The 14,237-nt window shown below is 49.7% G+C and carries 11 protein-coding genes; 1 reads left to right on the top strand and 10 read right to left on the bottom strand.

Going from position 1 to position 14,237, the window contains the following annotated elements:
- Positions 1 to 62: 62 nt before the first annotated feature.
- From KDW_RS10785 to KDW_RS10830, 10 genes are all read right to left on the bottom strand, one after another.
- Entirely contained in the window at positions 63 to 2,483 is a 2,421-nt protein-coding gene (locus KDW_RS10785; RefSeq protein WP_151755949.1) for an amylo-alpha-1,6-glucosidase, read from the bottom strand.
- A 252-nt stretch (positions 2,484 to 2,735) separates the two neighbouring features.
- Positions 2,736 to 4,748: an ATP-binding protein gene (locus KDW_RS10790; protein ID WP_151755950.1), complete on the bottom strand. Its 2,013-nt coding sequence runs from the start codon at positions 4,746 to 4,748 to the stop codon at positions 2,736 to 2,738.
- A gap of 169 nt (positions 4,749 to 4,917) precedes the next feature.
- On the bottom strand, positions 4,918 to 6,102 hold the full coding sequence (cysS, locus tag KDW_RS10795) for a cysteine--tRNA ligase (protein ID WP_151755951.1): 1,185 nt from the start codon (positions 6,100 to 6,102) through the stop codon (positions 4,918 to 4,920).
- Positions 6,089 to 6,874, bottom strand: coding sequence for a TatD family hydrolase (locus KDW_RS10800; protein ID WP_151755952.1), 786 nt, complete (start codon positions 6,872 to 6,874; stop codon positions 6,089 to 6,091). Before KDW_RS10800 ends, cysS begins: the two co-directional genes overlap by 14 nt.
- Before the next feature lie 386 nt (positions 6,875 to 7,260).
- The gene (locus tag KDW_RS10805) at positions 7,261 to 7,752 is read right to left on the bottom strand and encodes a coiled-coil domain-containing protein (protein ID WP_151755953.1); all 492 of its coding nucleotides are present in this window, start codon (positions 7,750 to 7,752) and stop codon (positions 7,261 to 7,263) included.
- Positions 7,753 to 8,041: 289 nt separating this feature from the next.
- Positions 8,042 to 8,575 (bottom strand): MOSC domain-containing protein, encoded by a 534-nt coding sequence (locus tag KDW_RS10810; protein ID WP_151755954.1) that lies wholly within the window; start codon positions 8,573 to 8,575, stop codon positions 8,042 to 8,044.
- 271 nt (positions 8,576 to 8,846) lie between these two features.
- On the bottom strand, positions 8,847 to 10,229 hold the full coding sequence (gene menA, locus KDW_RS10815) for a 1,4-dihydroxy-2-naphthoate octaprenyltransferase (RefSeq protein ID WP_151755955.1): 1,383 nt from the start codon (positions 10,227 to 10,229) through the stop codon (positions 8,847 to 8,849).
- A gap of 290 nt (positions 10,230 to 10,519) precedes the next feature.
- Positions 10,520 to 11,173, bottom strand: coding sequence for a translin family protein (locus KDW_RS10820; protein WP_151755956.1), 654 nt, complete (start codon positions 11,171 to 11,173; stop codon positions 10,520 to 10,522).
- 329 nt (positions 11,174 to 11,502) lie between these two features.
- Complete coding sequence (locus KDW_RS10825) at positions 11,503 to 11,976, bottom strand: hypothetical protein (RefSeq protein WP_151755957.1); 474 nt, start codon at positions 11,974 to 11,976, stop codon at positions 11,503 to 11,505.
- A gap of 306 nt (positions 11,977 to 12,282) precedes the next feature.
- Positions 12,283 to 12,639, bottom strand: coding sequence for a translation initiation factor Sui1 (locus KDW_RS10830; RefSeq protein WP_198925243.1), 357 nt, complete (start codon positions 12,637 to 12,639; stop codon positions 12,283 to 12,285).
- Positions 12,640 to 12,929: 290 nt separating this feature from the next.
- On the opposite strand from KDW_RS10830, the gene KDW_RS10835 reads away from it, so the two are divergent.
- A complete protein-coding gene (locus KDW_RS10835; RefSeq protein ID WP_162005133.1) occupies positions 12,930 to 14,207 on the top strand; it encodes a serine/threonine-protein kinase in 1,278 nt (425 codons plus the stop codon).
- Positions 14,208 to 14,237 lie beyond the last annotated feature (30 nt).

Below are 14,237 nucleotides of genomic sequence, written 5' to 3' on the forward strand. Positions count from 1 at the left end.
TCGATGTTTAGATAGTGTATGTTTGCTACCCCGGGTGAGTGCACCAGATAGTGCATAGCAACTCACCAGATAAGATGTAACTCATAGCGCTGCAAACCTCTCATCGTGGGAATTTGCAGCGTGTATCCTCGTGTTGTCTGGTCATCTTCTCTTCCCTGGTAAAATACCTCGGTTTGAAAAGAAATTTCCTCTCCGTTTAGGGTAATACGGTTGGGCATGGTCATCCCGATCCATGTATACCCCAGCGTGATTTCGTACGAGAGATCGTGTGTCTCCAGAACTATCCGCGCGTCGTGAGAAGATTTTGTGACCTCTAGATCCATGCTGGTGGCTCCGACGCGCACGCTGTGGAGCTGCGCGGTATGCCAGGAGGCAGGGAAGTGAGGAATAAAACGCACGTGTTTCCGGGCGACATCGGGTTGAAAACCAAAGAAACTGTGAACAACTGGCCAGATGATGCCATAGCCTGACCAGCCCTGGATGAAGCAGCCACCATCAGGTGAGATTTCGCTAAAAGCGCCGGGCATGCGTTGATCCATCGTACGAGCGATATGCTGGCTGTAGACGAGCGCCTGATCCATGCGCTGATATTCTGCCTCAGCCGCAGCCATGATGCCATTGGGCAAGGTCATAGTGACTGGTTGGCGCTCAGGATTAAGATATAATCCCCAGGGTCCGTTGAATTCCTCAGACTCCAGGCGTGTGAAGGCCCGCGTGGCATGTTCGGGTGTGGCCAGCCCGGTCTCCATTGGTATGGCGGCGATCATGTGTTTGAGCAGCCAGGGACGCTCTTGTCGCACGATGCTTGCGTCGTGCCCATGCTGTTCCATGAAACTGGCCAGCGCGGCAGCGGTATGATCAACCTCTTTAAGATCGCCAGGCCATAGCGGTCCATCAGCACGCAACGACTGATGAGCGTCCTGGATATCTTGAGCACAGGCATAGATATCGCCGAACAGGTTTTCGTCTGCTAGCCACCAGGTTGTATTCACAAACTCGCGTATCCGCCGGGCTTTGTCACGCAAATCAGGCACGCGTTGGTCGTCGCCGATAGCGCTGGCAAGCTCGGCCAGACACAGCAGCGCCTGGTACGTATAGGCGGCGATATCCAGTGTTTTGAAGCCTTTGCCACTCTGTAACTCACGCGACTCAACCATACCTTTTCCGGTGGCACACAGCTCATCCTCGGATCCAGTAGAGCCCAGAACATACTCCATCAGGCCACGCACACAGAAATCATAGATATCACGCAGGAATTGTTGATCGCCGGTCCACAGGAACACATGGTAGCAGGCGCGCACGAACAGGGGAACCTCAACCAGATGTCCACCATCATGGATACGTCCCAGGGTCAGAATCTCGTGTACCATGCTGCCATTATTGTTGACGAGTTGACTATGGTGTGCCAGATTGCGCAGAGAAGTCAGTGCCAGTTCGAATTGTCCACTGGCGACCAGTGCCAGGGCTGTGAAGGTTGTATCCTTGCCAAACCACCAGGGAAAGTCTGGTAGTCCGGCACTGATGCCCTGACCGATTGTAGGAACGACCCGTTCAAGCATCTGCAAATTCAGTTTGGCCCAGCCAAATGCCGTTTCAATCAGCTCGTCGTCGCTATAGAGTGCGCTGCGCTCGATGATCTTCTGGTAGCGTTGTCGCTGCTGTTGTGCCAGTTCCTCAAAAGAATGCTTGAGGAGATCAAAGGTCGCACTGGCGGCGCTACTGGAATGTGTCGAACCGGCGATGATATAGCGCATCTCCTCACTGCCACTTACTGGCAGGTGCAGGGTATAGCGCAGATGACCAGAGATGCCCTGACCTGGTGTTTGTTTTGTGATTGAGAGATCAGGACCGATCGCTATGGCGGCGGGACGCGTACTGGCACCGAAAAGCACATAGGCAGGATTAACTGTGTTGTAGGCTGCGATACAGGCTTGTTCATCCAGATAAATTGCCTCGTCCTGTCCATCGCGCCAGATCAGGCGATTCTCGCCCAGCCAGGCTGCACGCAGGTCGGTATGGGCCAGGAAATGCAGTCGCAGGTCTAATGCCTTCTGACCATTGTTTACCAGGTGCAAGCGCACCAGGATCCCTTCATGATCATCAACACCATATTCCTGTCGTACCACATGGAGTCCGGGGAGTTGATAGGTTATTTCGACTTCGCCAGGAGTCATACACCAGCGGCTGGCTTTGGTGAGCCAGTGGATCTTGCGGGCCGGCCCAATCAGGGGAGTCGGGCCATAGGAGACACCAAACCAGAAACCATCCAGCAATTTAATTGGATGATCCCAGACACCGGACATCTCGTTTGGCTGACGCCAGCCGATCTCTGGAAACTCGCCATGCTGGGTTGCTACGCTATAGACGCGGTTGCCCGCAGTCACGAACGGATTCTCCAGATCATGGTCGCGTTCAATCGACCAGGGCCAACGCTGAATCGTCGCGCCTGCAAAAGGTTGCTGTTGTCGGGCTGAGTGGACCACAGTGTCTGAACTCCCTTGTGAGAAATAGCCATAGTTGTTGCTATGCTACCGGACGGAATAACGCTATTCGGCCCTCTGATTCACAACGAGCACTACAAATAGCGCTCTCTCAATGTGATCGTGTAACAAGCATACACGGTAGCGGTTACAAAAAAGTTACAAGTAAGTTGCAAAAGGGCTGTAACAAGATAGAAAAATGCTCGCCGTAGAACCTATGCTCTGGCGGCGCTGTGAAGCGTAGTTGTTGCGATGCTAAATAATCAGCTCGGTGTTTGCCATACTCCGGGCCGCCGTTTGTAATACCTGACGCTCTATAGCAGTCATTGAGTTCAATACGCAGCTACGAGCTGTGTGGTGTACGAACGTATACAGTGAAGTTGCGATCCCTGGGGATGTGCTGGAATCAGGATCCGCGCTGATGAAGCGCTGTGTGATCAGCTCGGCACTGGCGCTCAGCGTCTGCGCAGGCGTATAGCCAAGCTGTAATCCTATCTGGGCCAGATCAAACTTGTCCTGGCCGCAGGCAGCCAGTTGTAACAGATGGCGTGCAGATTGACTCAATCGACCAACTTGTATGTGTATCAGGGCCTCAAGGCGTGCAGGCACAGCCGCCTCTGCTGGACCCCAACCCGCTTCAAGCCAGGCCAGTGTGTACAGGGGATTGCCTTCGCTGTGCTGATAACACCAGTCACCAGGCGTGAGTCCGGCAGATTGCCGCCCTGCTCCTGAAGCTTCAGTCGCGTTAAACTGCGTGACCAGTTGGTGTATATCGGATCTGGAGAGTGGCTCAAGCTCAATCTCGGCCAGGAGTCCCAGGCGAGCCGCGTTATTGCGCAGAGGCAGCAGGCGCTTCTCTCCGCCCCCTGGACTATACGTACCCAGCAGAAAAACCTCGCGCCGACGCACATAGCGGATCAGGTGAGCCAGGAGTCCCAGCGTGGCCTTATCACACCAATGTATGTCATCCAGTAGCAGCAATACAGGACGCTGTGGGGTGGCTAGCTGATTCAGCAATGCTACCAGCGCGTCGGCCAGCAACGTTGCCGTTCCGTCCCCACTGCTATGTCCAGGATCAGTGGCGTGGCCTGCCTCAGTAGCATTTCTGCTGCCAGCGCTATAAAAAAGGTCCGGCAGCAATCGTTCCAGCCGGGCTTGCCAGACAGGATAGAGGTCCAGGCGGGCGATAGTCTGTCGATCCAGCCCGGAGCGGAGCGCCTCTAGCAGTGGATGATAGCTATTCTTGCCCTCAGCCTCCTGGCAAGTACCCTGTAACACGAGCCAGGAAGCGCAGTCACCCTCTGTTATTTCCTGCAGCAGGCGTGTTTTACCTATCCCTATCTCGCCCTGCAGCAATAGTAGAGTCTGCTCGTTCTCCTGACCGAACAGGTGGTTTCGCAGCCAGTCCAGTTCCCGTACTCGACCCACAAATGGTAACGTCACATCGACTACTGGCGTCTCCGTTGCTACCTGCAGTGCTCTGGCAGGCGGGAGAACTGGATGAACAGGTGCAGTCTTGACCTGTGCCTGTACGCTGGTGCTGCGTGCGATCTGCTGGTAAAGCTCCTTTGTTGCTGCCAGTGGCTGTACCGAAAACTCCTCTGCCAGTACCTTACCTAAGCGCTCATATTGCCGTAGCGCCAGTGTGCGATCGCCCGCCTGCCAGTACAGACGCATCAACTGAGCATGCGCCTCTTCAGACAATGGGTCGGCCTCCAGTAGTCTATGTGTACAGGTGATAGCCTCTTGTAATTGATGATTGGCTTCATAGACTTCCGCCATATGATGTAAGGATTGCATATAAAGGTGATGAAAGTGGTCGCGTGTACTCTGGACCCAGGTATCGAAATCGGGAGCCCCCTTTAGAAAGAAGCCATCCAGAAATTTGTTGCGGTAGAGTTTGATCGCCAGACTCAGATTACTTTGTACATTTGCCGTAGCTTTCTCAAATATTTCTGTATCCAGCCAGATCGGTGCGAGCGGATGAAACGTGAGGCGATCTTCGTCGCTGGTGATCCATTCGATTGAAGGATCAACACTACGTAACTGTGAACGCACCTCCGCCAGCATAGTCTTAAAGGCGCGACGCGCACTCTCATCATCCATATCACCGCACAGCAATGCCATCAGACGTTCACGAGGTTGTGGAGTATGGGTTGAAACCATATAGTAGAGTAAGGCCCGAGAGCGACGGCGGGGAATCCTGATTGGTTGTTCATTATAATAAACTTCCGGTGGTCCCAGAAGACGAAACATAACCTGTTGCATATGTATCCTGATGATAGATAGTTTAATAGTCTATTAAATATGAAATAAGGCACAACCCCGTGAGGCCCCTGACAAAATTGGATGGGAGGTGCGCGAGGAAATCACTGTCCTCTGCACCTCCCATCCAATTTTGTGCTGTAGGTTTTAAGCCAATGGCCTGTTAGTATTATTAAGCCGTGAGACCAAGAACTTTTGTCAGGCGTAAGATTTCGGAGCCAAGGTTGATGTTTTTCTCTTCCAGGGCCTGCTGGGCCGCGTGTTTGAGTAACAGCGTTGCTTCTGGCGTATTCAGATCGTTATCCATGGCGGCGATGAAGCGATTATGCAGCATACTATCTTCACCACGTAACTCCGGGCCGACCAGTTCGCGGACCTGGGTGAAAAGGTAGGCGTTAGCGGCCGCGATCTTGAGATCTTCCGGGAAGCATTCCCACTGATAGCGATAGTGATGGCTTTGCAGTACGAGACGAATGGCGTCTGCGCTATATTCTTTAAGCAAGTTTCTGACCAGGGTAAGATTGCCCAGCGACTTACTCATCTTCTCGCCATCCTGGTAGACCATGCCGACATGCATCCAGGTGCGCACGAATGGAGCTTTGCCGCTGTAGTGCTCGGATTGAGCGATCTCGCAGGTGTGGTGTGGAAAGTTCAGGTCGGCGCCACCACCATGGATGTCGATTTGTTGACCCAGATAATGCATAGCCATACTGCTACACTCAATGTGCCAGCCAGGTCGGCCAGGTCCCCAGGGACTCTCCCAGGCGGGTTCGCCTGGAGCCTGCGCCTGCCAGAGCACAAAATCCAATGGATCGCGTTTGCGTTTGTCATCGGGGAAATTGCCGCGCTCATTGGCGATGGTAAGCATAGAGTGGTAGTCATTGAGTCCAACCGCCTGCGCCATTTTACCAAACTCAGGATCTTTGCGCACATCATAAAAAACGCAGCCCTCGCTGACATAAGCCAGACCACGCTCAAGCAGTCCTTCATTCAACTGTACGATGCGCTCCATCTCATCTGTGGCGCGTGCATAGACATCTGGACGGCGCCAGTTGAGTGAATCCATCTCACCCAGGAAGCGCTCGATCTCGCGGTTTCCCAGATCGTCCCACTTCATGTCCAGTTCGCGAGCCTTGCGGAGCACATCATCATCAATATCGGTCACATTCTGAACATATTTTACCGTGTGGCCTTTGTATTCTAAATAGCGGATCAATGTATCAAAGGTAATATAAGTAAAGGCATGGCCCAGATGCGTTGTGTCGTACGGGGTGACTCCACACACATAAATACTGACCGTGTCATTGATAGGTTTGAATTCTTGTAAGGATTGAGTGAGTGTATTAAACAGTTTCATGCTTTTCTCCTAGACCGAACAAACGAACAGTGTTTGCTGTAGTGACCTGTGCTAACTCTTCAAGAGTCATGCCGCGTATCTCTGCCAGTTTTTCTGCGGTATGCCTGACAAAGCGCGGCTCATTGCGCCTGACTTTCAGGGGTTTAGGGACCAGATAGGGACTATCAGTCTCCACCATGATGCGATCAAGCGGGGCCATCCGGGCGACTTCTGGAAGGGCGTTGCCTTGCTTTGTGAGCGGGCCAGCAAATGAGAGCATAAAACCTTCAAACGTCAGACATTCTTCTGCCTGCGCGACATCTCCTGAGAAGCAGTGGAAAACGCCACGCAAGCCCTGACCATGGGCACGCAGGAGTTCCATCACGTCATCATGGGCATCGCGTACATGGATGATGCAGGGGAGATTATACTCGCGAGCCAGGGCCAGATGGGAGCAGAAGACGTTTCGTTGGATATCGCGTGGCGAAAGCATACGAAAGTAGTCAAGACCGAATTCACCTATGGCCACCACCTCAGGCTCACGTACCATTTCGCGCAACTGTGCCTCTACTTCAGCGCTATATGTCGTAGACTCATGTGGATGTACCCCAACCCCTGCAAAAATAACACCTGGATAGGCTTTTGCCAATGCGAGAGCCGCCTGACTGGATGCTAAATCGCAGCCCGGATCAATCATACGTGTCACCCCATCAGCGATTGCCGCCTGGATAACCGCATCCCGATCACCCTCAAAGCGTTCAGTATCTACATGTGTGTGGCTATCGATAAGCACTCCACAAGATCCTTTCTAACAGCATGCTTTTCAATCGTGTGAGCCGGGCTAGCCGCGAGTGAGCGGCGTTCACGATTGCTTTTCAATAGCAAGCAGGCATAAGAAAAGGAGAGTCAAAGCGACAACTGGCTTAGCTCTCTCCCAGGTTACTTTATTAATTGTAGTATAACACTTTCTGATTTAAGCTGCTATGTTCAGACCACGACCTCATATCCATTTAGAATGGCCCTATAGGCTCATTCAGAAACATATACTACTCGGCTTCATCAAATTCCAGGTAGACCTTGAAATACATCTCGCTGACCGATTAATATCTGCAAGACTACAAAAATAAAAGCACCGCGATGGATTATCCAGGTGCTTTTATTTTTGTGGTCTTATTCAGTTTAGCGTTTAGTTAGTAGCGCAAGTATCTGTGTCAATAGCTTAGTGTTCTCGTTGTGTAAAGCAGTATGCTCGTTGAGTATAGAAGTATGCTCATTAAGTATGGCACTATGCTTATCAAGTATGGCACTATGCTCGTTAAGTATGGAGGTATGCTCATCAGATTTTATCTGCAGGAGTTTAATATCTTGCTGCATCCCGGCGACTTGTTGATTTAAGGTGGTGACTTGTTGATTTAAGGTGGTGAGGTTAGATTTAACTTCGCTGACATCTGTTTGCAGGACTTTAATGTCGTGCTGCATCCCACCTATCTGGTAATTTATAGTGGTGAGATTAGATTTAATTTCGCTGCCCTCTGATTGCTGTTTGTAGACAAGGCCAAGCAGCATTGTTGTATTGTGATTGATGCTTTGAATATCTACCTCACTGAATTTCTTTTTTAATAATGCTACTGAGTATTCTAAGGCTATAATTCGCTCTTCCTGTGTTTGCATCGACTTGCCACCTTTCTCTCAACTCCCAACCACAGATTAATCCTAGTATACATTATGATGGATCACTTAGCCATATTCGTAGGACGTAGGATATGTACGTCTTGCCATCTTAAGATATTCCTCAGTTGTGCTCAAATCCGGAAGATAAGGAGCATGTGTGTGACATGGCAATACATTACATCCATTGATGCAGGAAGGTATCTGCCTCCTTACATCAATGGATTGCTGATCCTAAAGATTGTCGCGATTTATTTAATGCTAGAAATTCCTATGAATAGGTATGGATGTATCAAATTGCTGGTTCCAGCGCTTCTCTGGATGCCTGTTCATATTTGAAGCGTTGGGCGCGTTCCTGATCGTGTGCGAGTTCAATGTGATCACCTGGACGAATGATGCCCTCGCTGAGAATCTGGGCACGCAGTCCTCCACGATGGATAAGGCCGCTGAGCGCTTGATGGTGCGTGAGTTGGACCAGGTGGAAACAGGGTTCACAGAGTCGGCGACCCAATAGGCTGACTTCGCCGACCTTGAATTCTTTCCAGACCAGATGATTCAGGGGAACTCCTACTGTGACGATATTGCGTCGCGCGGTTAAAGAGGTTAGTTCATAGCCATAGTCGCGCTTGAGGGCTTCAAGCGTTTCGTTTTCGATGAGGGTTATTTCATAACTGGCTTTGCCCATCCTGGAGAAGTGACCGGTACCCAGATAGTAGCGATCGCCTTCGATACCGCGACCAGGAACTGCATGTGCCTGATCAATCGTTATCAAGGGTTGTGCCTCACCAGGAGCAATCTGAAGTGAAATAACGGAGCCTTTCCACATCGTTTTCTATTCTCCCTTTATATATCCACACTATACAAAAAACTGAATATGAGTGTATCAGGGAAGCTATAGTTAGCTATTTTTGATAATATTTTTTGTGGTAGTATATGAATATATGTATACCTGTATACACTATATCCTTGCATATATATATGACGTTTTAGGTGGTAATTTGCTAACTAAGAAGATACATAGGATACAGATAATACTAGATGGCATAAAAAAATGGCAGCCAGGCGGCTGCCATTTTTGCTGAATTGCCAGGTATTTTTTACTTAAGTGAAATGAGGTGTGCTGGCAACAGCGGTGCAACGGGAATGAGCGCTGAGATGATCAATCCAATGATCAGGAAGACGGTAAACAGAGTAAAGATCTTCAAGCTTTGCCGCATAACATCGTGAAAGCCAGCCGATATCTCTGTACGCATGACACCGGTAATCGCTATCACGAGGGTGGGAAGCGTCCACAAAGCCAGCAGAATGAAATGAGGATGTCCATGGGGAAAACCTAAGAGTACAACGATCAGATACGGGATAAGCATCAACACACTATATGCGATGCGGCTCCAGCGCAGTCCGATCAAAGATACCAGGGTTTTCTTACCGACATGGCTATCGCCCTCGATGTCGCGCATATTATTAGCGTAGATGACACCAGCGGCCAGGAAGGCTAATGGTAAGCTATAGTAGAATGCTGTGATCGTCAGTTTCCCACCGGTCTGGATCATATAGGCACCCATAACTGGTAGCAAGCCAAAGACCACAAAGCCGATAAGCTCGCCCAATCCCAGCGAGGAGAGCGATTTTTTGGTGGCGCTAAAGAAATAAGCTGACAATACAACAATGAACCCAAACAGACAAACCAGCGGACCTCCCGCCAGCGCTGTCACGAGTCCGAGGATCGCACCTATGCCCAACAAAGTCAATCCAATGATGAGTATACGTGTCGGCTTAACCAGCCCTTGCTGGATTATGCCACCAGGACCCAGAGCATTGCTGGTATCAATGCCGCGTTGATAATCATAATAGTCATTGATTAAATGGGCGCCAATCTGTAGAATAGCGACCGCAATAATCGCAAGAATAAAGTGGATAAGATCGAAATGTCCTAAGGGTGTGGCCGTAGTAATGCTCTGTGTCCAGGCCAGGGCACTGCCCAGAATGACCGGCATTACTGATAAGCGTACATAATTCAGGCGTATGCCGTCGCGCCAGATTTCCATCCACTCATTCACTCCATGGCGATATTCCGAGGGTTGTACTACCAGTGGAGATGGCATGCTAATCGCACGCATTGAAGCAACGGAATGTACTGAGACTTCTGGCTCCAGCGTGCTGATTGTTTGCAGCGATCCAATCGGGATCGTTGGTACTTCTTCAGCCTGTACGGCGTCGGCTCGGACAACATGAGCGCCCTGACGCCTTCTGGGCGGCTCTGGTTGGGTTTCAGTATAAGTGCTAGAGTCTGAGCTATTCAGCGTTGGTTCGCTGTTTTCCTGTTCAACCTGTTCCCGTTCAACCGGTGTCTCTCTTCTGGGCTCAGGATCGGCATCGACAACCTGGATGGACGGTATTTTTTTTGTCTGGTACTTGTCCTGTGGCTCTAACTCTTCAATGATATCTTGATCAGTCATGTTTGTTTCTTTATTTGGCATACGCCCCCCTCCTGGCGTAGGGATCAACTAATATGTTTCATGATGAGTGCTTCCAGCTATTTACAGTATGAGTGCTTCTATCCATCAATATGCTTTACAGAAGCAATCGCAAACGTGGTTGATATACGCCGCGTCTGCAATTGTGCGCGGCCAGGACTCCTGGTAGAGAATAAATGTTACGCGTGCCGTGGCTGCGCCTATAATGGCTTATGATAATCACCTGTCAGCTTACTGTTGTTTGTGGTCAAAGTCAAGGAAGCGGACTTTTTTCTACGTATGGTTCCTATTCTTTATTCATCGGCTGATACATGTTGTTGTAAACCCTCCTGGAGTTCACGCATGGATTTTTGCAATTGTAACTGAATGGCTGCGGCCGTCAGATCTCCGCGTGTTTTCTCCAGAATGCCGCGTGCTGAATCGGTTGTGCGGCGTAAGCCACTGGTGATGGCATCTGGAAAGTCTACTGAGATGAGAACAGCGTAAATATCATCCATATAGTTGAGAAATACTTCAGAACTGTCAATATTGCTACGGCGTAGCTGGTCGAGTACGTAGCGCCTGAGTTCACCAATGGCTTCTGCGATACCATTAAGATAAGCTGCATGACCAATGGAAAGTTCTGCGGGCGTCGGTAGTGGCTGATGTTGGGTGAGGGCGGCGAAAGTACGTGCTTCCGCATATTCTTTTTGTGCATCCTGGACAAAACCTGCAAAATAAATATCTTTGTGATCCTGCAGGTCTATGTCCATTTCAGCCAGGAGTGAGGCTGCCTGGCCAAGTAGAGCCTCTGCTCGCTCTACCTCGTGGCGATGGGTGGCTCGGATACTATTAGCGCAATGGCGGATCGCTGTACGCGACTTCGGCAAAGCTCGTTCGCGAGCGGCATGTTTGAGCGCGAAGTATTCAATGGCTTCACGCCCGATATTGTCAATCTGCTCGGGCATACATACGGTTCCTTTCTAGGATACCCCGGGTGTATTGGTCAGGTTGATTCTCTGATTACGACCGGCCCGGCATAATACAACTTATCCTACCCAATTCTACCATTGCTAATCCAATTGTACTCGGATTCGGCATGACGATTCAATAGGGTCGCGACCAAAAAATCATTCTATTCCTAATTAATGTAACGACACAGGAATGGCAGACGACTCTTTCATTCTGAAAAAATGACTAATGAGCCTGTAATGTTTTGGCCGAGGTGAGGTGTAACCAGGGGAGAAGGATGGAAGCGCGGGAAAATGCTCATCTCCCGCGCTCGCCCGAGTATGTTTTAACGAGATTTCTTGCGTCCAAGGCGGCGCTCACTCTGGATGAGTAGAGGATAAACTTCGATTTCGCCGGGGAAGACTTGCGTGGGGAGATCGCCAGACCAGAAGAGCTGTTTCATCGTTTCGGCGGCGGCATAGAGAAGATGTTGTAAAGTGGCTTCACGGCCCTGTTCGTAGGTGGGGCTACCTTCATAAATAGACATTTTTCCGAAAAACTCATTGAGCGGTGTGTGCTCGCTGAGGCGTACAAGATAGATATCCATCCTGACATCGCCTTTATTGACTGGTACCATCACACGTAATTCTGGACGTTGATCGATAATGTCTAACCGATAGAAGACACCATAATGATCGCGTGAGGCTTGAAAGATGGAAATCTCTGGAATGGAGTCACCATTGTATTGTCGATCATCTGGACGTTCCATTTCTACTCCTAACCCTGCCAGAAATTGTTCAAATTGCTCGTCGATATTCATTGCTTATCCTCTCCGTTGACACTCCCTTAACGCTGTGATACCAGCAATCTATCCTTAGTGTACTATTCCATTTGCACCTTGCTAAAACGGAAAATGTGAAATATAGTGTCCGGAAATCTCATATAACATGTCCTTTCTCCCGGTGGTTTCGCGCCTGCGGCGCTCAAAAAATTTTATGTTGTCATGTTGAATAATGTTCCAGGCGCATTATTCAACATGACAACATAAAAGAAGTATGGGCACTTTCGTGCCCGCGTATGGGCGAGTCATATTCTCCCTGTGCCAGCGGGAAGCAACACTATATAATCATCCGCCGGCGCGTTTGACTTTGTAGCCAAGGCTGGTAAGTTTTTCTTGAATTTTGTCGCAGTGATCGCCTTGAATCTCGATGTTGCCATCTTTGACGGTCCCTCCGGTGCCACAGAGTTTCTTGAGTTGTTGGGCCAGCGTTGCTAGCTCAACGCCTTTGTCAGGTACTCCAGTAATTACTGTGACAGTTTTACCACCACGTTGTTTACGATCCCGCATAATGCGTACGATGCCATCACTCTTCTTTTTTTGAGCTGACGTTTGATCACAGCGACAATTTTTATATGGTTGTCCACATTCAGGACACGTTGAGACACGACCACTATCAGTTGAGTACACAATGCGTTCAGACATATACATCATCCTTCCAATTAGTACTTTCTTCTGTCCTGTATTATATGGTTTTTTGGCTTGCGATGACAGACTGACCACTGTGTTTAATACACAATGGGAAAGTATGATACATCAAGAAATTAACGTGGATATGACGCAGAAAGGAATGTTTAAAAAAAGTGTAATTTGGCGTTTTATCGAGAGGTCGCTATTTAACCACGACCTGAGACTAATCATGATAAACAGACGTATCCGTATATGTATGGTTGTGTGATGGAGCAGCTTGTCTATTTTTTAGCATGGGGATTGTAATGCAACAGCTAGAACAGGTCACTATTGGGCACTATCAGATCCTGAATCGCCTGGCACGTGGCGGTATGGCCGAGATCTATCTCGCCCAGGATACCTCCAATGACCAGATTGTCGCCGTAAAACTGGTAAATACCGGGGCAGGTGACTATTATGAGCGTTTCAAAGCTGAAGTGAAGGCGCAAGCCGCTTTAAACCACGAACACATCTTGCCTGTCCTGGACTACGGCGAATTTGATTCGTGGTGCTACCTGATTACACCGTATATTGAAGATGGAACATTACATGAACGTTTGTCGCAAGGACCGCTGTCGCTGGTTGAAGCTGATCGGGTGTTGTCACAGTTGTCGCAAGCACTTCAATATGCCCATGACAAAGGGATTGTGCATCGGGACATTAAACCCTCAAATGTGTTGATGCGGGATGGTACCCATGCTTACCTGGCCGACTTCGGGTTGGTAAAGCGCGTTGGTGATGATAATGGGCTTACCCTGACCGGCTATTTGATTGGTACCCCCGAATATATGGCTCCTGAACTGGCAGAGAATGAGGCGGCCCCTTCGAGTGATGTCTATGCCTTAGGCATCTTGATGTATCAGTTACTGTGTGGCCGCGTGCCTTTTACTGCCAATACGCCAATCGGCATCTACCTGTGTCATATTCGTGACATCCCAACGCCACCTTCTACGTATAATCCAGCTATACCTGCCCCTGTAGAAGCGGTGATTATGCGTGCGCTGGAGAAAAATCCGCGCCGGCGTTTTCAGTCCGCTCAGGAATTGTATCAGGCCTTTACTCTGGCTATGGGCCAGAGCGAACAACTACGCCATGATATCGGGATCATGTCCACGCAAGTATCGCAGTTTGTGTTAGAGAAACCACGGATAGCGATTGTGCGGCAGAAGCATAGTACGCTGCGCGGCCGTTTTCTGTTTACGCTGTTACTTGTTCCCTTTCTATTAGTGATGTTACCAGCTATGCTGCATGCAAGCGTTAGTATAGCTGGTACGAAGGTAGGAATTGAGGGAGCCAGTGCGGCTTCCTCACATCCTCAACCACTGATCTCTACACCTGCGACCAGTAAGAATACCATCCATATCAAAGTCACCCCTACGAAGGTGCCTACCCCCAAGGTAGTGCACAACGTGCAGCCAAAACCTGCGCCACAGATAAAACCGGTTGTGCCGCATAACACCAGGCCTGTTGTCTCTTCTCATGCACCCAAACCGCCAGCTCCTAAAGACCCTAAGCCAAAGGGTGGCAAGGAAAAAAAAAATTGAGTAACCATGGGGGTAAAGGAAAAGGCCATT

Source organism: Dictyobacter vulcani (assembly GCF_008974265.1).
In the GTDB taxonomy this organism is placed as follows: Bacteria; Chloroflexota; Ktedonobacteria; order Ktedonobacterales; family Ktedonobacteraceae; genus Dictyobacter; species Dictyobacter vulcani.